The following is an 18,705-nucleotide window of genomic DNA, read 5'->3' as shown; positions in this document are numbered from 1 at the left end:
TTATGAAAGGAAATATAATCGATTAGCATTGCGTTGACTTTCGCTTGACGGCGGCGCAAGAAGACACGGATACGAATAACCGTGGAGCTATTTGGGAGCCGTGTTGATCCAAGCCGCGCCAAGTTTCCTCACGCGGTCCGGACCGCTGGTCCGTCTCGCTCTGTTCGCTCTTGCAGCCGCCATGCCGTTTTTCATCGCAGATGCCGCACGCGCCGATTTTCGCGTCTGCAACGGAACACAGAATCTCGTCGGCGTTGCGATCGGATACCGGGCCAAGGATGGCTGGGTGACGGAGGGCTGGTGGCAGGTGCCGGCAACGACCTGCGCCACGCTGATCGAGGGAGAATTGCAGTCGCGTTATTATTACCTCTACGCAGAGGACGCCGCCCGGGGAGGACGATGGACGGGTGACGTGCAGATGTGCGTGGCGGAAAATGAATTCAAGATCTCGGGTGTGCAGGATTGTTATGCCCGCGGTTACCAGAAGATGGGATTCAAGGAATATGATACGGGCCGCCAGGGTAGCTGGATGGTTCAACTCTCCGACACCCCAGGGACGCAAGAAAGCCAGAATTGATGAAGCGTAATCGCAAAGTTAAAATCCTCGCCACCCTCGGGCCAGCCTCCTCCGAGGAATCGATGATCGAGAAGCTGCACCAGGCCGGTGCCGATGTCTTCCGCATCAATATGAGCCATGCGAGCCACGACATGATGCGTATGCTCATCCAGCGCATCCGCTCGGTCGAGGCGCGCTCCGGCCGGCCGATCGGCATTCTCGCCGACCTGCAGGGACCGAAACTGCGTGTCGGCAAGTTCGTCGACGGCAAGGTGGATCTGAGGCCCGGCCAGACCTTCACGCTCGACAACAACGAAGCGCTCGGCGATCAGAGCCGCGTCTATCTGCCGCACCCCGAGATCCTGGAGTCGGTGCAGCCCGGCCACCGTCTGCTGATCGACGACGGCAAGCTCGCCCTGCGCGCAGAAAAATGCGACGGCAAGAGCATCGTCACGACTGTTATTTCGGGCACGCGCATCTCCGACCGCAAGGGCGTCAGCCTTCCCGACACGCTGCTCGGCGTCGGCGCGCTGACGGACAAGGACCGCGCCGATCTCGACGCAGTGCTTGCCACCGACGATGTCGACTGGGTGGCGCTTTCCTTCGTCCAGCGTCCCGACGACCTTGCCGAAGTGCGCAAGATCGCCCGCGGCCGCGTCGGCCTGATGTCGAAGATCGAAAAGCCGCAGGCTCTTGAGCGCATCGAGGAAATCATCGAACTGTCAGACGCATTGATGGTCGCCCGCGGCGATCTCGGCGTCGAAATGCCGCTCGAATCGGTTCCCGGCATCCAGAAGCAGCTGATCCGTGCCTGCCGCCGTTCGGGCAAGCCGGTGGTCGTTGCCACGCAGATGCTGGAATCGATGATCTCCGCGCCGGTGCCGACACGCGCCGAAGTTTCCGACGTCGCGACCGCCGTTTTCGAAGGTGCTGATGCCGTCATGCTCTCGGCCGAATCGGCCTCGGGCGACTATCCCGTCGAAGCTGTGACGACGATGGCGTCGATTGCCACCGCCATCGAGCGCGAGCCGCATTATCCTGGCATCATCTATGCCCAGCGTGCCCAGCCGGAAGCGACCGGCGCCGATGCGATTTCGCTGGCCGCCCGTCAGATCGCCGAAACGCTGAAGCTGTCGGCGATCGTCTGTTATACCTCGTCGGGCACGACAGGCCTTCGCGCTTCGCGCGAGCGTCCGCAGGTGCCGATCCTGGCGCTGTCGCCGATCATCAAGACGGCGCGCCGTCTTGCCGTCGTCTGGGGCCTGCATTGCGTCGTCACCCATGACGCGACCGATCTCGACGACATGGTCAACCGCGCCTGCCGCATTGTCGCGGACGAAGGCTTCGGCAAGCCGGGCGATCGCATCATCATCTCGGCCGGTGTGCCGCTCGGCACGCCCGGCGCCACCAACATGATCCGCATCGCCTATATCGGCTCCGACGGCCAGAGCGGCGTCTGATCCAATTGCATGGTTTCTAGAGCCCGCTGCCTGAAACGGCGGCGGGCTTTTTCGTTCATGGGCCGGCATTGCCAAAGGCGGCGGCGCATGCAAGTTTCGATATTCTGGGTTCGGAGGAGCACTATGGATATCGTCACGCTTCTGGCTTTTGCAGCTGTTTCCTTCGTTGGCATCGCGACACCCGGACCGACCGTGCTGCTTGCGCTGACCAACGGCTCTCGGCATGGCCTGCGCCGGGCAGTTGCCGGCATGATCGGCGCGGTGCTGTCCGATTTCGTGCTGATCGGCGCCGTCGCGATCGGGCTCGGTGCACTGCTCGCTGCATCGGAATTCTGGTTTTCGATGCTGAAATGGGCGGGTGCCGCCTATCTCGCTTTTCTCGGTATCATGCTGCTGCGTTCGAAGGGCACGATCGATGCGGCGTTGAAGTCCGGAGCGCCTGCGGGCGCGACATCGCCCTTCTCGATCGGACTGAAGAGTTTTATGGTCGCGGCGACCAATCCGAAGGGCTACCTGTTCTTCTCGGCCTTCCTGCCCCAATTCATCGATCCGACCATGCCGCAGGCGACGCAATATATGCTGCTCGCCCTTGTCTTTGCCGCGCTCGATTTCCTCATCATGTTCGGCTACGCCTTCTTCGGCTCGCAGGCGGTGCGTTTCCTGAAAACCTCGGGCGCCATGTGGCTGGAGCGGGCCTGCGGTGGCGCGCTGCTGGCGCTCGCCGGCTCGCTGGCCTTCTATCGCCGGGCAACCGTCTGAGTTCAGGGTCGAGCCAGGGATAGATGACCGACGCGATAGGCTTGCGCGTGCTCGCCGATCTCGGGAAGCTCCCGCCAAAGCCTGAAGCGCACCCGCGTCCATGTCGTCGGTTCGAAACCGGAGACGGAGGCGAGTGCGCCGCCTGTCGCCAGGTCTGCTTCGGCCGCCGCGCTTTCGGCGCGGCGAATATCGGCGAGCGGCGCGTAGGGCTGCGTCTGCTGGATATCGCGTGTTGCGAACCTTGCCGCGGCGATGTCGGATGAGACTTCCGACCGCCAGACGATCCAAGTCCTCACCCGCGGCCAGCCGAAGGCACCGGTCAGCGTCTCGAAGCCCGGACCGCAGAGGAAGTCGCTTGCCCCTTCCGGCTTCTGCCAGAGATAGAAGGGCGCATAGAGATTGTCGCGGCTGCGGAACTCCCCCTTGCGGGCGCTGAGATAGGCTTTGAAGCCGAGATTGGGAAAGCCGTCGAGCAGCGGTCCCTTGTCGCGGATGCGGCGGTCGATGATCGACATGTCGTAATCGGCGGGCAGGGTGAAGCTGTACTGCATGGCGATCATGATTGTGCCTCCACCGGTCGCAGCCATTCGACGACGCTGCCGTTTTCCGCCGGCTGGAGGCTGATATAACTGAAGGGGCTGTCATCGGCCGCGCCATGCCAGTGGCGCTCGCCGGGTGCAAACCAGACGGCATCGCCGGCACGCAATGTTTCGATCGGGCCGCCCTCGCTCTGCGCCAACCCATGGCCCGAAAGCACATAGAGCAGTTGGCCCCTGGGATGTGTGTGCCAGCGGGTGATCGTTCCGGGATCGAGCGTGGCGCGCATTGCGGTGTTTTCGCCGTCGGCGCTGCCTTCGAGCAGCATCTCGACCCAGAAAGGCGACGTTGCGACGCCCTCCGGCGAGCGGATCGCCTTGCCAGGGCGTCTAACAGTCATGGTCTTCGGGTTCGAAGCGCTCATTGCCGGGCTCCAGCCACACGGAGCCGCCAGTCTGGGTCGGTCATCTGGGCAATGCCATTACCGAAGGACCAGTCTTCTGGTGTGCTGGTGCTGATGACGATCATTACGTCCTCCGGCCGGAGGCCCGGCGATTGCGCCAGGAGATCGGCGAGGCGCCGATAGAGCGCTGCCTTCATCTCGCCGGTGCGAGGCCTGCCGATCGTGATCGAGATGTAGACGAAGTTGTCCGAGCGCGGGCCGCCGAGATAGCTGCGATCGAAGATCAGCTCGCGCTCGTCATGCTGGTGGATGGCCAGGAAGCGGTCGTTTTCGGGCACGTCGAAGGTCTCGACCAGGGCGCGCTGGATGTTGTCGGCCAGTGCTATGAGGTAGTTCGGCGACTTGCCTTTGCGAAGGGAAATGCGAACGAAGGGCATCGGGATCTCCATGGTTCAGGCCGTCGGTCGGCCTTGACAGCAGAACCATCGCACGGCACGATGATGCTGAAAATCAGAATTTAATGGATGAATGATCCTGAAAAATAGGATTATGTAATGCGACGGACGATCTTCGATCTCGACGTGCTTCGAACCTTTTCGACCGGCATGGAGCTCGGCAATTTCGCCAAGGCGGCCGAGCGGCTCGGGCGTTCGACCTCGGCAGTGAGTGCGCAGCTGAAGAAGCTGGAGGAGCAGGCGGGCACGCCGATCTTCCGCAAGGCGGGGCGCGGACTGGCGCTGACCGATGCCGGCGAGACGATGCTCGGTTATGCCAGGCGGCTGCTGGAGCTCAACGACGAGGCGGCTGCGGCCGTCAACAGCGTCGAGCTGGAAGGCTGGGTGCGGCTCGGCCTGCAGGAGGATTTCGGCGAGACACTGCTGCCTGATGTGCTCGGCCGCTTCGCGCGTGCTCATCCGAAGGTCCGCATCGAAGCGCGGGTGGTGCGCAATGCCGAACTGCTCGAGCGCGTCACATCGGGCAAGCTCGATCTCGCGCTTGCCTGGAGTGACGGTACGCTGACGGCGCATTGCGAGCGGATCGGCGAAGTGCCGATGCGCTGGATCGGACCTTCCGAGGGGCAGCCGGCTTGGCACGCCGCAAGCGGTGAGCCGATGCCGCTCGCCTCGCTGGAAGCGCCGTGCCTGCTGCGCAGCGCCGCGACCAAGGCGCTGGATGAGGCGGGCATCTCCTGGCGGCTCGCCTTCGTCAGTCCCAGTCTCGGCGGTCTCTGGGCCGCGACGGCGGCAGGCCTCGGTCTCACCATCCGCACGCCGATCGGCCTGCCGGCGAAGGTCCGGCCGCTGGCGCCGAAGACCATCGGCTTGCCGGATTTGCCGAAGCTCGGTCTGGTCCTGCATCGGGCGGAAGCCGAACCGCAGCCGGCTGCGGTCCGGCTTGCCGAGCTGGTGCTTCAGTCCGTGCAGGGCGCGCTGCGCGAGGTGTTGGCTTGACATCTCCGCATTGACCCCTCGGGCGCAAGCCTATAGCCTCGAACCGCTATGAAGACGTTCACCCTCAATATCGCTTCGGTCTTCTTCTTGAGCCTCTAAGGCTCTGCCTTCGGGCATCAGAAGATGCGGGCCGCTGACCAGCCTTTGCGGCTGGCGCGTCGCCGTGGACTGTAACCACCCTGTGTCTGGCCAAGGAAAGAGCCGGCAGGATTGGCGATAGAGAGATATGTCATGACATCAAATGTTTATCCGGCGGCACTGAGTGCTGCGCAGATCGAGCAATTCATCGAGGACGGTTTCGTCAGGATCGACGACGCTTTTCCCCGCGCATTGGCCAAGGAAGCTCGCGCCATCATGTGGCGCGACATTCCCTTCGATGCGGATGATCCAAGCACGTGGACGCAGCCAGTCGCGCGACTTGCCGGCTATGGCGGCGGGCCGTTTGAGAAAGCCGTCAATACGCCGGTGTTGCATTCGGCCTTCGACCAGCTCGTCGGCAAGGGTCGCTGGGAGCCACGCAGTGGGCTTGGCAGTTTCCCGGTCCGTTTTCCCCATCCCGATGATCCCGGCGATGCCGGTTGGCATGTCGACCTGAGCATTCCCGGCGAGGATTCCAATCCGGATGAGCAACGGGACTTTTCCGCCTGGCGGGTGAACGTCACCTCGCGCGGGCGGGCGCTGCTGATGCTCTTCCTGTTCTCGGATGTCGGGGAGGAGGATGCGCCGACCCGTATCCGCGTCGGTTCGCACAAGGATATCGCCCGCCTTCTTGAGCCGGCCGGCGAGGGAGGGATGGCCCACCTCTGGCTGGAGCGTGTCGGGGAGGAGCGGCCGCTGGCATTGGCGACGGGACGGGCGGGCACGGTCTATCTGTGCCATCCGTTCCTCATCCATGCAGCGCAGATGCATCGCGGCAAGGAGCCGCGCTTCATGGCGCAGCCCGGCCTTGCGCCTTCCGAACCGCTTCGGCTCGAACGAGATGACGGCGCCTATTCGCCGGTCGAAATCGCAATCCGCCGGGCGCTTCAAGAGCGGTAACGAGGATAGAATACATCCGGTTCAAAAGGCCGGGTGCATCACATCTGCAGTTCCTGCAGGGCGGCGCGCCGAATTGCCTGCGGCGGCTGACCGAAAGCGCGAAGGAAGGCGCGGCGCATGCGCTCGCGATCGGCAAAGCCGGTTTCGCGGGCAACAACATCGATCGGGTGGCGGCCCTGCTCCATCATCAGCCGGGCCGCTTCCAGCCTCAGGTTCTCGACGGCCTTCGCCGGCGATTGTCCGGTTTCGGCGCGGAAGGCGCGGCTGAACTGTCGGGGGCTGAGATGGGCGGCTTCCGCCAACTCCTCGACTGAGAGCGCCGATTTCAGATTGCTGCGGGCGTGGGCGAGCGCCTTCTGGATGCGGTCCGATTTGGGCTCCAGTTCCAGAAGGGCGGAAAACTGCGATTGGCCGCCGGCACGCCTGTGATAGACGACGAGCTTGCGGGAAACCGCGCGCGCCACCTCGAAACCGTGATCCTTCTCGACCATCGCCAAAGCCAGGTCGAGACCGGCCGTCATGCCTGCCGAGGTCCAGATGGAACCGTCGATGATGAAGATCCGATCCTCTTCCATCTTTATCTTGGGATAGCGGCTTTGCAGTTCGCGCGAGACATACCAGTGCGTCGTCGCGCGGCGGCCGTCGAGGATGCCGGCTTCGGCAAGAAAGAAGGCGCCGGTACAGATCGACGCCAGGCGACGTGTGGCGGGCAGGGCGGCGCGAATGAAGTCGGCTTCTGCGGCATTCGGCAGCCTGATATCGGGCGCGCCCGCCACGATCAGGGTGTCGAGGGCCGGGGCGCCGAAGGCCTCCGTCTCCATCATCATGCCAAGCGAGTTGGCAACCGACCCACCATTTTCTGAGAGGTAGCGGATCTCGTAAGCCTTTTCCTCGAGTTCGAGATTGGCGAACTCGAAGGCGGAGACGGCCGCCAGGCTCATGATCTGAAAGCCGGGATAAAGCAGAAAGCCGATTTGCTGCATGATCATCGCGTCCTGAGAAAAGTATGTCCTGAAAGGTGGTATAAATGACATTCAGGACATTTACAATCAGGCGTAAGACTCTCCCCAAGCGCAAGGCATCGTGCCGGCGTATTCAAGGAGACGGATCATGACACAGGACCATAAGGGTACGGCGCTGGTGACCGGCGCATCCTCGGGCATCGGCGCAATCTATGCCCACAGGCTGGCAAAGCAGGGTTACAATCTCATCCTCGTTGCCCGCAACGGCGAGCGGCTGAAGGCGCTGGCAAGCCGGCTGACCGATGAAACCGGCCGGACGGTCGAGACTGTCGTTGCCGATCTCGGCTACCGGGCCGATCTTGCCCGCATCGAAGGGGTGTTGAAGGATGACCGGAGCATCACGCTTCTGGTCAACAATGCCGGTGTCGGTGGAACGGCGCCGCTGCTTTCCGCCGATGTCGAAAAGATGCAGGAGATGATCGAGCTCAACGTCACGGCGCTGACGCGGCTGACCTATGCCGCCGTGCCGGGTTTCGCTACACGCGGCGGCGGCACGATCATCAATATTGCGTCCATCGTAGCGATCGCGCCGGAGCTGCTGAACGGCGTTTACGGCGGTACGAAAGCCTTCGTACTCGCCTTCAGCCAGTCGCTGAAGCACGAACTGGCGGAGAAGAACATTCGCGTGCAGGCCGTGCTGCCCGGCGCTACCGCCACGGAATTCTGGGACATCGCCGGCACGCCGGTCGAACATTTGCCGAATGAGATCGTGATGTCGGCAGAAAATATGGTCGATGCGTCGCTCGCAGGTTTTGAGCAGGGCGAATTTGCAACGATCCCTTCGCTTGAGGATGCAGGCCTGCTTGCCGCCTACGAGCGGGCGCGTCAGGCATTGATGCCGAACCTCTCACGCACCGCGCCGGCGAAACGCTACAAGGTCGCGTAACTATAAAAGATAGAAACCATCCGCGGCTGCTGCTGCGGATGGTCGACGGCGTTCACTTGGACGATGTTCAGCCGAAACGTTCCAGAGCCATGGCGAAGATATCGGCATCGACATTGCCGCCGGAGGTGACCACGATGACCGTGTCGCTTTCCAGGGCATCGCCATGGAAGAGGGCGGCGGCAAGCGCCACGGCGCCGCCGGGCTCGACGACGATCTTCAGCCGTGTGAAGGCGAGCGCCATGGCGCGCAGCGCCTCGTCGTCGGTGACGACGATGCCGGCGCCGGCGAGGCGCTTGAGGATCGGGAAAGTGATATTGCCCGGCTGCGGCGTGACGATTGCATCGCAGATCGAGCCTGACACCGCCGCGTTGCGTTCGATCTTGCCGGAGGCGAGCGAGCGGGTGGTGTCGTCGAAATCCTTTGGCTCGCAGGGGCGGACGCGAAAGCCGGGGGCGCTGGCTTCGAGGGCGAGCGCAATGCCTGAGGTCAATCCACCGCCGCCGCAGGGCACGAGGACTTCGGCTGACGTCACGCCTTCCTCTTCCGCCTGTTCGGAGATTTCGAGACCGGTCGTGCCCTGACCGGCGATGACCAGCGGTTCGTCGAAGGGCTTGATCAGCGTCAGGCCGCGCTCGGCCGAAAGTCTCGCGCCGATCTCGTCGCGGTCCTCGTTGACGCGATCGTAGAGCACCACTTCGGCGCCGAAGGCGCGGGTGTTGGCGATCTTCAGCTTCGGTGCATCGCTCGGCATGATGATGACGGAGGGGATATTGTGCAGCTTGGCCGCAAGCGCAACGCCCTGGGCGTGGTTGCCGGAGGAGAAGGCGATGACGCCCTTCGAGCGTACCGCAGCATCGAGGCCTGAGACGGCCGACCAGCCGCCGCGAAACTTGAACGAGCCGGAATGCTGCAGACATTCCGCTTTCACGAACAGGCGCCGGCCGGCGATCTCATCGAGGAAAGGGGAGGAGAGTAGCGGCGTGCGCCTTGCATGACCGCGCAGACGGGCGCGGGCTGCGACAATCATTTCAATGCTGGCCATTCGGGAATCTTTCTGCTTGCGGGTTCGCCCATGCATAGGGCGCGGCAAGCCAATTGTGAACGGCGACTTTGTCACGGTGACATGAATGGTGCCACCGCTGCTTCTCGAGCCGCGTTGCACTTCCGCCGACGGTTTGATCAGGCGATCCCCGAAGCGTCAGTAGCCGCTTGCAGACCCTTCTGCCGCGCGGCTATCCATGGCGCCGTTATACCGGGCGCCGCCGCCTTTTGCGATGGCCGCAAGGCTTTTGCCGCCGACGAGGATGCCGGCGGCCTGGCCCCATTGCGGCGTGTCGTTGCCGCCGTCGAAGCTGTAGCCCATGGCTGCGAGCGTCTTTTCCGTATCCGGCGAAAGTGCATAGGGTTCGAGAAAGACCTTGTCGGGCTGCCATTGGTGGTGGAGACGCGGGGCGTTGACCGCCTGACTGATATCCATGCCGAAATCGACGACATTGAGGATCGCTTCCAGCGTGATGGTGATGATGCGCGAGCCGCCGGGGCTGCCGATGACCATGAAGGGCTTGCCGTCTCGGGTGACGATCGTCGGGCTCATCGAGGAGAGCGGCGTCTTCTTCGGGGCGATGGCATTGGCCTCGCCCTGCACCAGTCCGTAGAGGTTCGGCACGCCGGGCTTGGAGGTGAAGTCGTCCATCTCGTTGTTCAACAGAACACCGGTGCCGGGCGCTACGACCGCGGCACCGAAGGAGCCATTCAGCGTATAGGTGACGGCGACCGCATTGCCCTCGTCGTCGATGATCGAATAATGCGTGGTCTCGGTGCTTTCCTTGCCGCCGAGCGGCTTCAGGTTCGCCGAGGTGCCGGCCTTGTAAGGGTCGATCTTGGCGGCGATCTCCAAAGCATACTTCTTGTCGAGCAGCTTTGTGACCGGGTTCTCGACGAAATCGGGATCGCCGAGTGCAGCATTGCGGTCGACATAGGCATAGCGCATCGCCTCGACCATGATGTGCACGGTTTCGGCCGAGTTATAGCCGAGATAGGAAAGCGGGTATCCTTCCAGAACGTTGAGGATCTCGCAAATGATGACGCCGCCGGAAGACGGCGGCGGCGAGGAGATGATGTCGTAGCCGCGGTAATTGCACTCGATCGGGTTCAACTCGCGCACGGCATATTGCTCGAAGTCCTCCTTGGCAAGGATGCCGCCCTTGGCCTGGCTCGCCTTGACGATCGCCTCGGCGGGCGCGGCCTTGTAGAAGGCGTCGGGGCCTTTTTCCGAGATGCCTTCCAGGACGGCGGCAAGGTCCGGTTGCTGGAGTTTTTCGCCGGATGCATAGGGTTTGCCATCCGGTTTCAGGAAGATCTTTGCCGCCGTCTCATCTTTGGCGAGGCGTTTGGCGTTGCCGGCGAAACTTGCGGCGTCGCCCTGTTCCAGCGTGAAACCTTCCTTGGCGAAGCGGAGCGCCGGCGCGATCAGTTCTTCGCGCGACTTGGTGCCGTATTTCTCGCGCGCGGTCTCGAAGCCCATGACGGAGCCCGGCACGCCGACGGCAAGATACCCGTCGAGGCTGGCACGCGGCACGATATCGCCCTTGGCGTCGAGATACATGGTCTTCGTTGCGGCAAGCGGCGCGCGTTCGCGGAAATCGAGGAAGGTCTTGGTGCCATCCTTCAGGCGGATGGTCATGAAGCCGCCACCGCCGAGGTTGCCGGCCGAGGGATAGACGACCGCTAAGGCATAACCGACGGCAACCGCTGCATCGACGGCGTTGCCGCCGCCTTTCAGCACCTCGACGCCGACATCGGTCGCCAGATGCTGGGCTGTGACGACCATGCCGTGCTCGGCTTCGACCGGCGCAGGCGAGGCGGCAAAAGCCGAGGTCAGGCTCAGCGACAATGCTGATATGACGGAGATCGTCCCGATATGCAGGCGGCCCATGATTTCCCCTCCTATGGACAATGATGGAAAAACATATGGGACTGCCTGGGCCCGAGGCAATGCAAGGGGTTGGCTTTAAATCATGTCGCGCAAAACTGTGCCGCGGGTTTGCGACGACGACATAGGTAAAAACAAAACCTAAAGCGTGAGGAGTTCGGTGAGTTTCCGGGTGGTTTCGTCGTCATCGAGCGGCGTGTAGACGATGAGCTTCATCTCCGGCCGGCTGGTCAGTGTCAGGCCGGTATGTTCGAAGGACATGCGGCCCTTGACGGGGTGGTTGATGCGCTTGATGCCAGACAGCGGACTGACGACCTCGTGGCGCTGCCACCAGTCACGAAATTCAGGGCTTGCCTGTTTCAGCAGCGCGATCAACCGTTCGAAATCCGGATCGCCGGCATAACGCGCGCTGTCGGCGCGAAACATCGCCAGCGAGACACGGGCAACTGCCTCCCAGTCGATGAGGAGCTTGCGATGCGCCGGGTCGGCAAAGAGGCGATGCATGGTATTGCGCTCGTCGCGGTCGAGCGTGCCGTAGCCGCCGAACAGCACGTCGGCGGCGCGGTTCCAGGCGAGCACGTCCCACCGGCGGCCGAGTACATAGGCCGGTTGGTGAGTCAGGTTGGCGAGCATGCGCTGCAGCGGCTCGTCGACACATTCAGGTGCGGACGACACTGCCTGAGGCACTTGCCGATTGTTGAGGGTGAAGAGATGCCGGCGCTCCGCCTCGTCGAGGCGCAGCGCATCGGCAAGGGCGTTGAGCACCTGCATGGAGGGCCGGATGTCGCGGCCCTGTTCCAGCCAGGTGTACCAGGTGGTGCCGACGCCGGCGAGCATGGCGAGCTCCTCGCGGCGGAGACCCGGCGTGCGCCGGCGAAACCCCTCCGGCAGGCCAACCTCGGAGGGCGTCAGCCGCTCGCGACGGGAGCGCAGAAAGGCTGCGAATTCACGGCGGCGGGCTTCGAATGTGTCGGATCTCTGGTCCATGGAGGCAATCATATCAGTATCGATACCAGGATAAAACTGGAACTGTTTGCCGTTTCCGGGCCGCGCATGATGCCGGTGTCGCAGGTGGTTAAAGCGTCTGCGGCTCGGTCAATTCAAGGAGCAGCATCATGTCTTTGCAGCATGTGGTCGTCATCGGTGGTTCTTCCGGCATCGGCCTTGCCACGGCGAAATTACTTTTGAAACAGGGATATACGGTCACCATTGCAGGCCGCGACGGCGAAAAGCTTGCAGCGGCGAAGGCATCGCTCGACGGCGATCTGCGCAGTGTCGTGCTCGATGCGGCGGAGCTTTCCGGGCTCGGGGAGGCTTTTGCCGGGGTCGGCGCATTCGGTCATCTCGTGCTGGCGATGGGCAGCGGTCACGGCGCCGGACCTTTTGCGACGCTTGACATGGCGGATCTGCTTGCCGGGTTTCAGACCAAGCTCATTCCGCATGCCGCGGCAGCGCAGGCGGCACTGCCGTTGCTGCAGCCGGGCGGCAGCATCACCTTTGTTTCGGCGGTCAGCGCGCAGGCTGCGATGCCCGGCACGGCTGGGCTTGCCGCCGTCAATGCCGGGATCGAGGCGATGGTGCCGGTGCTTGCCGCCGAGCTGAAGCCGCTGCGCGTCAACGGCGTTTCGCCTGGGGTCGTCGATACGCCGTGGTGGAGTTTCGTGCCGCCCGAGCAGCGCGACAGCGTCTTTGCGGATTTCGCCGGCCGTACGCCGGTCGGCCGAGTCGGCAGGCCGGAGGATATCGCGGAGGTGATTGCCTTCCTGATCCGAAACGGCTTCATGAGCGGCCATGTCGTCACCTGCGACGGCGGCATACGTCTCGGCGCCTGAGGCGGATTTCCGGCGATGCTGAGGACAAAATTATGCAGCAGTTCAAAGTGCTACAGCGTGTTTTGTGCGTCGGAAAAGACGTGCGGTGCTGCAGGCTCTAACGACGGTGCGGCTGCGGCCCTCTGATCGCGAGAGGCGGCGGCAAGCCTCTCCTCGGCTCTGCGGGCAATTGCCTGCAGGTCGCGCGGCTTGCCGGCGAGCTTCTCTATGGCGGCGATGGCGACATCGGTCGCGAGATAGTCCGGCTTGTGGCCGACGCCGCTGACGGTGACGAGCTCGGAGCCTGATATATCGCGGGCAAGGCCGCGTGAATGCAGGTGTTCCCAGACGATCTCGTCACGGTCGCCCGTTATAATGACGGTCGGCGCGGTGATCTGCGAGTAGAGCAGCGACTGCTTCTTCACATAGGCGAGCAGTCTTTTGAAATCGGCAGCATTGTTGTGGAAGGCGCTGGGGCGCAGCACCAGCGACGGACCGGTTTTTTCGATGTAGTCGGCCGGGCGAGGATTGGGACGGAAGACATTCAGTGTGCCGCGCTCCAGCCGGCTCAGCCCGAGCGGCACGACGATCGCGTGGTTGAAGAGCCAGCCGACGATCGGCACGGTCGCCACATGATAGTACCAGTCGATGCCGCCCGGCCATGGGTGGGTGGCGGGCGCGAGGAAGAGCAGGCCGGCGGTCTTGTCAGGATGGCGCAGGCCGAAGGCGGCGGTGATCGCGCCGCCGAAGGAATGGCCGACGATGATCGCCTTCCCGATGCCGCGCTTCTCCATCAGCCTGGCGATTGCATCTGCCTGGCCGGAGGGGACGGCGTTCTCAGGGCCGCCGCGCTCGGAATAGCCATGACCGGGACGATCGACGAAGAGCATTTCCGCCCGGCCTTCGAGTGCGGCGCGGAAGGCAACGACTTGGTCGAGCAGATTGCCGCTGGCGCCGTGAATGAAGACCAGCGCCGGCAGATCCGCATTTTCGGGACGCTCGACGTGGACGGCATTCATGCGGTATCCGCCGACATCCGTCAGTTCGCCGATATTCGGATAGGCGTGTTCGAATTGCCGCGCCTTATAAGTGGAGTAACCGATGGCGGCGGCGAGCGGGGCGAGAAGAGCGGAAACTTCTGCAAGCATGATCTCAACGAGCGATAATTGCGGGACGTCCTGCGGCGGACAACCGCCACATCGTTCCCTCTCTATTCTAAAATTGTGCGCCAAGATCCGACGTCAAGGTCGCCGCCCGGGAATCAGGTGCGGTTGCCGGCGAGTTTTTCCGCAAGCGTGTTGGCCTGTTCCTGCGCGGTGCGTTCGGCGGGATAGATATCGAGAAAACGCTCCCACGCCTTCAAGGTCAGCTGGTCGTTGCCGGAATTGCTGAGGATCGCCGCCATGCCGGAGAGCGCGCCGAAATGGCGCGGCTCGAGATCGAGCACACGCTCGATATCGGACATCGACTTGCGATAATTGCCCATGACGAAATTCAGCGTGGCGCGGCGGTTCCAGCTTTCGGCATAATCGGGCTTCAGCGCGATCGCCTCGTCGAGGAAATCGAGGGCGGCGGGATTGCGCTTTTCCTCGATCGCCTTGTCGGCCCACTGCATCAGCAGATTGACGGTGGCGCTACCGGAATCGTTCCATTCCATGCGGATTTCATTGGCGATGCCGCTGGCCTTTTCGGGATCGCGTTCACGCTTCAGCTGGCTGAAGAGCTGGTCGAGGTGCTGCTTCGGCGAATTGTTGGCATCCGCCTGCTCGACGATGACGTCCTTTTTCGTGGCGGCGGCCGACTTTTCCGCGGCGGCGGCCGGAAAGGAGGAGGTGAGCAGCATGAGGGCGAGCGGCAGCGCCGCTGATGTCAAAGCAAAAAAGCGCATGGCGGACATATTAGCCCGCCAGCGCCGAAGATCAAACAAATTTGACGTGATCACCGCAGCGACCCACCGGATATATCTGCCGGCGCAAGCTCACGCGGCAGGGCGATCCGGACGCGCGAAATCAGCCCTGACGAGCCTTGAAGCGCGGGTTCAGCTTGTTGATGATGTAGATGCGGCCCTTGCGGCGAACCAGACGGTTGTCACGGTGACGAGCCTTGAGCGACTTGAGCGAATTCTTGATCTTCATTTTTCTGATCCGCGATCTCTATGGGGGAATTCACATTCGCCCGTATCTTTAACAATCAAAAGCGCGCCATCGGGCGCGCTGTTTAGGTGGGGAGCAGATACCCCGTCACCTTTTCCGTGTCAACCACAGGAAGGTGTTTTTCCCAAGGCGCAGGGGTGTTTTCTCAGGCCAAAACCGGCGATTTCGGCATCAAGGTGGTGACATGGCCCATCTTGCGGCCGGGGCGCCACTCGGTCTTGCCATAGAGATGAACCAGCGTATCGGGGTGCCGCAGCCAGTCGGGAACGGCAAGGATATCGTCGCCGATCAGGTTCTGCATGACGCAGTCGGAATGGCGCTCGGCATTGCCGAGCGGCAGGCCGGCGACGGCGCGGATATGCTGCTCGAACTGGCTGACGACGCAGGCGGCTTCCGTCCAGTGACCGGAGTTGTGGACACGCGGTGCCATCTCGTTGGCAATCAGACCGCCATCGGCAAGCACGAAGAATTCGATGCCGATGACGCCGACATAGTTCAATGCAGCAAGGATTTTCTCCGCCGATTGCCGCGCGGCGTCCGCCGTCGCTGCAGAGATCGCAGCGGGAACCGTCGAGGTGTGGAGTATGCCATTTCGGTGGACATTCTCGGCGGGATCGAAGCAGGCGACCGTACCGTCGATGGCGCGGGCGGCAATGATCGAGACCTCACGCTCGAAGGCGACGAAGCTTTCGAGGATGAGCGGCACGCCGCCAAGTGCTGCATAGGCGCCATCCGGACTGTCTGCGGCCGAGCGGAAAACTTTCTGGCCCTTGCCGTCATAACCAAGACGGCGGGTCTTCAGCACGCCCTGGCCGCCGAAATCCTTCAGTGCCGTATCGAGGTCGGACTGGCTGTCGATCGTGTGGAAACGGGCAGTGGTTATGCCGCAGCCATTGAGAAAGCGCTTTTCGACAAGGCGGTCCTGGGCTGCTTCCAGCGCCTTCGGCGGCGGATAGACGGACACGCTCGCCGAGAGCGTTTCGGCGGCTACGACGGGCACGTTCTCGAATTCGTAGGTGACGACGTCGCAGATATCGGCGAGTTCGGCCAGTGCCGCCGGATCGTCATAGGCGGCGGTAATCTGCCGGTTGGCGAGCTGGGCGGCCGGGCAGTCTGCCTGCGGCTCGAGGATGACCGTGCGAAAATTCAACCTGGCGGCGGCAATGGCCAGCATGCGGCCGAGCTGGCCGCCGCCGATAATGCCGATCGTTCTTGCCGTCATAGATCGTCCATCGGGTATTCGGCGACGGCAGCACTCTGGCGCTCGCGCCATTCGTCGAGCCGGTCGGCGATTTCTTCGTCGGAAAGGGCAAGCACGGCGGCGGCGAGAAGGGCGGCGTTGACTGCGCCGGCCTTGCCTATGGCGAGCGTACCGACAGGAATGCCGGCCGGCATCTGCACGATGGAAAGGAGGCTGTCCTGGCCGGACAGGGCTTTCGACTGGACCGGCACGCCGAAGACCGGCAGCGGCGTCATCGCGGCGGTCATACCCGGCAGATGGGCGGCGCCGCCGGCGCCGGCGATGATGACCTTGAAGCCCTCCGCGCGTGCGCCCTTGGCGAAATTGACCAGCCGGTCGACTGTGCGGTGCGCCGAAATGATGCGCGCGTCATAGGGAATTTCCAGCGCCTCCAGCGTGTCGGCGGCGTTTTTCATGGTCTCCCAGTCGGACTGGCTGCCCATGATGATGGCGACGGGTGGTCTGTCTGTCATCGTTGCTGCTATTCCCTCTCAGGCGATGATGTCAGGGATGATCTGATCTTCCAGCTTGGAGAGCCTGTCCTTGATAACGAGCTTTTTCTTTTTCATGCGCTGGATCCGCAGAGCATCGCATCCGGTCTGGATCATGGCGTTGATCGCGGCGTCGAAATCCTCGTGCTCCTGGCGCAGGCGCGCCACTATGAGCCTGATTTCCGCCTGTTCCTGATCGGCCATATGCATTCCCCGTTATCGTCCTTGGACCTTGTCCGATCTGGCGATGATTTCCGCAAGCTCCTATCACCAAATACAGGTAACGGCTAGTTAGTCTTGATCATGAAATTGCCATCCAGTCTTCATCTTTTGGCCTTCGACAAGCCTTCAAAAATATGTCACAGTCCCGCCCGTTGACACCTTGATCCCCGACGATGTTGGCCGGGGAGGGTAAGAGGAAGGAAGGGTCATATGACTGTTCAAGCTCATCTTGAGTCACTCCAGAAAAAGCATGTCGCTCTCGAGGAGGAGTTGCACGCGCTCAGAACATCTCCCTCTATTTCGGATACGGAGCTTGCCGAATGCAAGCGCCGCAAGCTGCGCATCAAGGACGAGATTCAGCGTCTTAAGTCATCCGTCCACTAATCTTCCCAAGGGTCGCCGGGCGATCATCTTGCGCAACAAGGTAAATCCATCCATTCCGCCAAAAATTTGCAAGAACCGGTGATTTGACACCATATTTGCGCCAGTCCGATGCATCCGGCATCGTGGCTGGCGCTTTTGGGTCGCCACATCTCACATCGCATTCTTATGATTCGCATCGTATCCCCAGATCTTATGGGAACATGCATCAGGCCCAGAACTGATCCAGCCACAAATTGAGCTTGTCGAAGCCGCGGTTATTGACCGTGTAGATGCGTTTGGTGCCTTCCGAGGTCACGGAAACGAGATTGCTGTCGAGAAGCGCCTTCAGGTGCTGTGAAACAGCTGGACGGCTGATCGGCAGGCCTTCGGCGAGCTCATTGACCGTCCGTGGCGCGCGACGCAATTCCTCCAGCAGAAACCGCCGGTTCGGATCGGCAATCGCAGAGAAAGGGTCGGTGTTCGACATGGCGGCAACGCTACGTCAATCCGGCCGCGCCAGCAAGGAAATTGTGCATTGCAGCGAATTGCAGCAATGCGAAGTGCAGCGGCGCGGTAGGGCCTCTTACCAGCCAAGGCCCTCGCGCACGATCAGGAAGGCGGCGATCAGCGCCATTGTATACATGAAGGGATAGAAGTTCTGTGGCCTCATGCGGCGCACGCACCAGGCGCCGGCAATGGTGGCGAGCGGAGCAAAGGGCAGAAGCGTTGCGGAGGTCGCAAGGTTCTGGGTGCCGAGCTGGCCGAGCGCGAAATAGGGGATCAGCTTGACAGCGTTGAGGATCGCGAAGAAGCGCACGCTGGTGCCGGTATATTCGCGTGGCTGCAATTTGAGCGGCAGGGCATAGATCTGGAAGGGCGCACCGCCGGCATGGGCGACGAAGCTGCCGTAACCGGAAAATGTTCCCCAGAGGCTGGCGGCTACCGGCCGCTGGCCGCGCGGCGGGATCACCTTGCCAGCGCCCGGGCCGAAATTGCTCCAGAAATAGCGCAGGCAGAAGAGGATGGTCACCGCGCCGATGACGATGCGCAGCAAGTTGCCCGGAACCAGAGCCGAGGTCGCCCAGCCCAGCGCAATGCCGATGAAGGCGCCGGGCAGCATGATCTTCAGCGTCGCCCAGTCGCCATGCTTGCGCCAGATGACGAGCGAGATCATGTCCATGAAAACCAGGATCGGCAGCAGGATGGCCGCCGCCTCGACCGGCGAGACGACGAGGGCGAGGAAGGGCAAGCCGATCAGCGACAAAGCGTCGCCCATGCCGCCCTTTGCGAGGCCCACCAGCAGAACGGCGGGCACGGCGGCGTAGTAGAATGACAAATCCTGCGGCATGCTTTCGACGTCCTCCTCTTGCCAGCCTCGTCT

General features: G+C 62.5%; 23 protein-coding genes. 8 read left to right on the top strand and 15 right to left on the bottom strand.

Annotated elements, in window-relative coordinates; all coding sequences use genetic code 11:
* The first annotated feature begins 91 nt into the window (after positions 1 to 91).
* From RL_RS20960 to RL_RS20950, 3 genes are all read left to right on the top strand, one after another.
* Complete coding sequence (locus tag RL_RS20960) at positions 92 to 577, top strand: DUF1036 domain-containing protein (protein ID WP_011653476.1); 486 nt, start codon at positions 92 to 94, stop codon at positions 575 to 577.
* Positions 577 to 2,016, top strand: coding sequence for a pyruvate kinase (gene pyk, locus RL_RS20955; RefSeq protein ID WP_011653475.1), 1,440 nt, complete (start codon positions 577 to 579; stop codon positions 2,014 to 2,016). Before RL_RS20960 ends, pyk begins: the two co-directional genes overlap by 1 nt.
* Positions 2,017 to 2,139: 123 nt before the next feature.
* Positions 2,140 to 2,775: a LysE family translocator gene (locus tag RL_RS20950; protein WP_011653474.1), complete on the top strand. Its 636-nt coding sequence runs from the start codon at positions 2,140 to 2,142 to the stop codon at positions 2,773 to 2,775.
* 2 nt (positions 2,776 to 2,777) lie between these two features.
* Here RL_RS20950 and RL_RS20945 read toward each other — a convergent pair whose 3' ends face one another.
* The 3 genes from RL_RS20945 to RL_RS20935 are packed head-to-tail and all read right to left on the bottom strand — an operon-like array spanning position 2,778 to position 4,152.
* A complete protein-coding gene (locus RL_RS20945; RefSeq protein ID WP_011653473.1) occupies positions 2,778 to 3,335 on the bottom strand; it encodes a DUF4865 family protein in 558 nt (185 codons plus the stop codon).
* Complete coding sequence (locus RL_RS20940) at positions 3,332 to 3,736, bottom strand: cupin domain-containing protein (RefSeq protein WP_011653472.1); 405 nt, start codon at positions 3,734 to 3,736, stop codon at positions 3,332 to 3,334. Before RL_RS20940 ends, RL_RS20945 begins: the two co-directional genes overlap by 4 nt.
* On the bottom strand, positions 3,733 to 4,152 hold the full coding sequence (locus tag RL_RS20935; protein WP_011653471.1) for a tautomerase family protein: 420 nt from the start codon (positions 4,150 to 4,152) through the stop codon (positions 3,733 to 3,735). The genes RL_RS20940 and RL_RS20935 overlap by 4 nt, the downstream gene beginning before the upstream one ends.
* 117 nt (positions 4,153 to 4,269) lie before the next feature.
* Here RL_RS20935 and RL_RS20930 point away from each other — a divergent pair, with 117 nt between their 5' ends.
* Both RL_RS20930 and RL_RS20925 read left to right on the top strand, forming a co-directional pair.
* On the top strand, positions 4,270 to 5,166 hold the full coding sequence (locus RL_RS20930; protein WP_011653470.1) for a LysR substrate-binding domain-containing protein: 897 nt from the start codon (positions 4,270 to 4,272) through the stop codon (positions 5,164 to 5,166).
* 231 nt (positions 5,167 to 5,397) lie between these two features.
* A complete protein-coding gene (locus tag RL_RS20925; protein ID WP_011653469.1) occupies positions 5,398 to 6,204 on the top strand; it encodes a phytanoyl-CoA dioxygenase family protein in 807 nt (268 codons plus the stop codon).
* A 38-nt stretch (positions 6,205 to 6,242) separates the two neighbouring features.
* On the opposite strand, the gene RL_RS20920 is transcribed toward RL_RS20925, so the two are convergent.
* Positions 6,243 to 7,187, bottom strand: coding sequence for a GlxA family transcriptional regulator (locus RL_RS20920; RefSeq protein ID WP_041936610.1), 945 nt, complete (start codon positions 7,185 to 7,187; stop codon positions 6,243 to 6,245).
* A 127-nt stretch (positions 7,188 to 7,314) separates the two neighbouring features.
* Here RL_RS20920 and RL_RS20915 point away from each other — a divergent pair, with 127 nt between their 5' ends.
* Positions 7,315 to 8,112, top strand: a complete 798-nt coding sequence (locus RL_RS20915; RefSeq protein WP_011653467.1) for an SDR family NAD(P)-dependent oxidoreductase — start codon at positions 7,315 to 7,317, stop codon at positions 8,110 to 8,112.
* A 67-nt stretch (positions 8,113 to 8,179) separates the two neighbouring features.
* On the opposite strand, the gene RL_RS20910 is transcribed toward RL_RS20915, so the two are convergent.
* The 3 genes from RL_RS20910 to RL_RS20900 form a co-directional block, all read right to left on the bottom strand.
* Positions 8,180 to 9,154 (bottom strand): threonine ammonia-lyase, encoded by a 975-nt coding sequence (locus tag RL_RS20910; RefSeq protein ID WP_011653466.1) that lies wholly within the window; start codon positions 9,152 to 9,154, stop codon positions 8,180 to 8,182.
* A gap of 156 nt (positions 9,155 to 9,310) precedes the next feature.
* Positions 9,311 to 11,047 carry a gamma-glutamyltransferase gene (gene ggt / locus RL_RS20905; protein WP_011653465.1) on the bottom strand — a complete coding sequence of 579 codons (1,737 nt, stop codon included), beginning with the start codon at positions 11,045 to 11,047 and terminating at the stop codon, positions 9,311 to 9,313.
* 138 nt (positions 11,048 to 11,185) lie between these two features.
* Positions 11,186 to 12,043 carry a helix-turn-helix transcriptional regulator gene (locus RL_RS20900; protein WP_041936461.1) on the bottom strand — a complete coding sequence of 286 codons (858 nt, stop codon included), beginning with the start codon at positions 12,041 to 12,043 and terminating at the stop codon, positions 11,186 to 11,188.
* Positions 12,044 to 12,159: 116 nt separating this feature from the next.
* On the opposite strand from RL_RS20900, the gene RL_RS20895 reads away from it, so the two are divergent.
* Positions 12,160 to 12,876: an SDR family oxidoreductase gene (locus RL_RS20895; protein ID WP_011653463.1), complete on the top strand. Its 717-nt coding sequence runs from the start codon at positions 12,160 to 12,162 to the stop codon at positions 12,874 to 12,876.
* A gap of 50 nt (positions 12,877 to 12,926) precedes the next feature.
* Here RL_RS20895 and RL_RS20890 read toward each other — a convergent pair whose 3' ends face one another.
* The 6 genes from RL_RS20890 to RL_RS20865 all read right to left on the bottom strand — a co-directional run bounded on the left by RL_RS20890 (position 12,927) and on the right by RL_RS20865 (position 16,943).
* Positions 12,927 to 14,003, bottom strand: a complete 1,077-nt coding sequence (locus tag RL_RS20890; protein WP_041936460.1) for an alpha/beta fold hydrolase — start codon at positions 14,001 to 14,003, stop codon at positions 12,927 to 12,929.
* Between the two features lie 113 nt (positions 14,004 to 14,116).
* Positions 14,117 to 14,752 carry a hypothetical protein gene (locus RL_RS20885; RefSeq protein WP_028742225.1) on the bottom strand — a complete coding sequence of 212 codons (636 nt, stop codon included), beginning with the start codon at positions 14,750 to 14,752 and terminating at the stop codon, positions 14,117 to 14,119.
* A gap of 112 nt (positions 14,753 to 14,864) precedes the next feature.
* Positions 14,865 to 14,990, bottom strand: a complete 126-nt coding sequence (gene ykgO / locus RL_RS20880) for a type B 50S ribosomal protein L36 (RefSeq protein ID WP_003566454.1) — start codon at positions 14,988 to 14,990, stop codon at positions 14,865 to 14,867.
* Between the two features lie 163 nt (positions 14,991 to 15,153).
* A complete protein-coding gene (locus RL_RS20875) occupies positions 15,154 to 16,230 on the bottom strand; it encodes a 5-(carboxyamino)imidazole ribonucleotide synthase (protein ID WP_011653460.1) in 1,077 nt (358 codons plus the stop codon).
* The gene (purE, locus tag RL_RS20870) at positions 16,227 to 16,721 is read right to left on the bottom strand and encodes a 5-(carboxyamino)imidazole ribonucleotide mutase (protein WP_011653459.1); all 495 of its coding nucleotides are present in this window, start codon (positions 16,719 to 16,721) and stop codon (positions 16,227 to 16,229) included. Before purE ends, RL_RS20875 begins: the two co-directional genes overlap by 4 nt.
* An 18-nt stretch (positions 16,722 to 16,739) precedes the next feature.
* Entirely contained in the window at positions 16,740 to 16,943 is a 204-nt protein-coding gene (locus tag RL_RS20865) for a YdcH family protein (protein WP_003542832.1), read from the bottom strand.
* Between the two features lie 228 nt (positions 16,944 to 17,171).
* Between RL_RS20865 and RL_RS37105 the strand changes: the two genes are divergently transcribed.
* Positions 17,172 to 17,345, top strand: coding sequence for a YdcH family protein (locus RL_RS37105; RefSeq protein ID WP_003542831.1), 174 nt, complete (start codon positions 17,172 to 17,174; stop codon positions 17,343 to 17,345).
* A 205-nt stretch (positions 17,346 to 17,550) separates the two neighbouring features.
* Here the strand turns inward: RL_RS37105 and RL_RS20855 are convergent, their stop codons facing one another.
* Together RL_RS20855 and RL_RS20850 are read right to left on the bottom strand one after the other, a co-directional pair.
* The gene (locus RL_RS20855) at positions 17,551 to 17,811 is read right to left on the bottom strand and encodes an ArsR/SmtB family transcription factor (protein WP_003542830.1); all 261 of its coding nucleotides are present in this window, start codon (positions 17,809 to 17,811) and stop codon (positions 17,551 to 17,553) included.
* 96 nt (positions 17,812 to 17,907) lie between these two features.
* Positions 17,908 to 18,672 (bottom strand): sulfite exporter TauE/SafE family protein, encoded by a 765-nt coding sequence (locus tag RL_RS20850; RefSeq protein ID WP_011653458.1) that lies wholly within the window; start codon positions 18,670 to 18,672, stop codon positions 17,908 to 17,910.
* Between the last annotated feature and the right edge of the window lie 33 nt (positions 18,673 to 18,705).

It is taken from the genome of Rhizobium johnstonii 3841, assembly GCF_000009265.1.
GTDB lineage: Bacteria > Pseudomonadota > Alphaproteobacteria > Rhizobiales > Rhizobiaceae > Rhizobium > Rhizobium acaciae.
This window is presented reverse-complemented; position numbering and strand designations above follow the sequence as displayed.

What these genes read in the sequence shown, in the direction of transcription:
- pyk (WP_011653475.1), top strand. Translation starts at nt 577, where the DNA reads ATGAAGCGTAATCGCAAAGTTAAAATCCTCGCCACCCTCGGGCCAGCC.
- RL_RS20950 (WP_011653474.1), top strand. Translation starts at nt 2,140, where the DNA reads ATGGATATCGTCACGCTTCTGGCTTTTGCAGCTGTTTCCTTCGTTGGC.
- RL_RS20945 (WP_011653473.1), bottom strand. Translation starts at nt 3,335, where the DNA reads ATGATCGCCATGCAGTACAGCTTCACCCTGCCCGCCGATTACGACATG.
- RL_RS20940 (WP_011653472.1), bottom strand. Translation starts at nt 3,736, where the DNA reads ATGAGCGCTTCGAACCCGAAGACCATGACTGTTAGACGCCCTGGCAAG.
- RL_RS20935 (WP_011653471.1), bottom strand. Translation starts at nt 4,152, where the DNA reads ATGCCCTTCGTTCGCATTTCCCTTCGCAAAGGCAAGTCGCCGAACTAC.
- RL_RS20930 (WP_011653470.1), top strand. Translation starts at nt 4,270, where the DNA reads ATGCGACGGACGATCTTCGATCTCGACGTGCTTCGAACCTTTTCGACC.
- RL_RS20925 (WP_011653469.1), top strand. Translation starts at nt 5,398, where the DNA reads ATGACATCAAATGTTTATCCGGCGGCACTGAGTGCTGCGCAGATCGAG.
- RL_RS20920 (WP_041936610.1), bottom strand. Translation starts at nt 7,187, where the DNA reads ATGCAGCAAATCGGCTTTCTGCTTTATCCCGGCTTTCAGATCATGAGC.
- RL_RS20915 (WP_011653467.1), top strand. Translation starts at nt 7,315, where the DNA reads ATGACACAGGACCATAAGGGTACGGCGCTGGTGACCGGCGCATCCTCG.
- RL_RS20910 (WP_011653466.1), bottom strand. Translation starts at nt 9,154, where the DNA reads ATGGCCAGCATTGAAATGATTGTCGCAGCCCGCGCCCGTCTGCGCGGT.
- ggt (WP_011653465.1), bottom strand. Translation starts at nt 11,047, where the DNA reads ATGGGCCGCCTGCATATCGGGACGATCTCCGTCATATCAGCATTGTCG.
- RL_RS20900 (WP_041936461.1), bottom strand. Translation starts at nt 12,043, where the DNA reads ATGATTGCCTCCATGGACCAGAGATCCGACACATTCGAAGCCCGCCGC.
- RL_RS20895 (WP_011653463.1), top strand. Translation starts at nt 12,160, where the DNA reads ATGTCTTTGCAGCATGTGGTCGTCATCGGTGGTTCTTCCGGCATCGGC.
- RL_RS20890 (WP_041936460.1), bottom strand. Translation starts at nt 14,003, where the DNA reads ATGCTTGCAGAAGTTTCCGCTCTTCTCGCCCCGCTCGCCGCCGCCATC.
- RL_RS20885 (WP_028742225.1), bottom strand. Translation starts at nt 14,752, where the DNA reads ATGTCCGCCATGCGCTTTTTTGCTTTGACATCAGCGGCGCTGCCGCTC.
- ykgO (WP_003566454.1), bottom strand. Translation starts at nt 14,990, where the DNA reads ATGAAGATCAAGAATTCGCTCAAGTCGCTCAAGGCTCGTCACCGTGAC.
- RL_RS20875 (WP_011653460.1), bottom strand. Translation starts at nt 16,230, where the DNA reads ATGACGGCAAGAACGATCGGCATTATCGGCGGCGGCCAGCTCGGCCGC.
- purE (WP_011653459.1), bottom strand. Translation starts at nt 16,721, where the DNA reads ATGACAGACAGACCACCCGTCGCCATCATCATGGGCAGCCAGTCCGAC.
- RL_RS20865 (WP_003542832.1), bottom strand. Translation starts at nt 16,943, where the DNA reads ATGGCCGATCAGGAACAGGCGGAAATCAGGCTCATAGTGGCGCGCCTG.
- RL_RS37105 (WP_003542831.1), top strand. Translation starts at nt 17,172, where the DNA reads ATGACTGTTCAAGCTCATCTTGAGTCACTCCAGAAAAAGCATGTCGCT.
- RL_RS20855 (WP_003542830.1), bottom strand. Translation starts at nt 17,811, where the DNA reads ATGTCGAACACCGACCCTTTCTCTGCGATTGCCGATCCGAACCGGCGG.
- RL_RS20850 (WP_011653458.1), bottom strand. Translation starts at nt 18,672, where the DNA reads ATGCCGCAGGATTTGTCATTCTACTACGCCGCCGTGCCCGCCGTTCTG.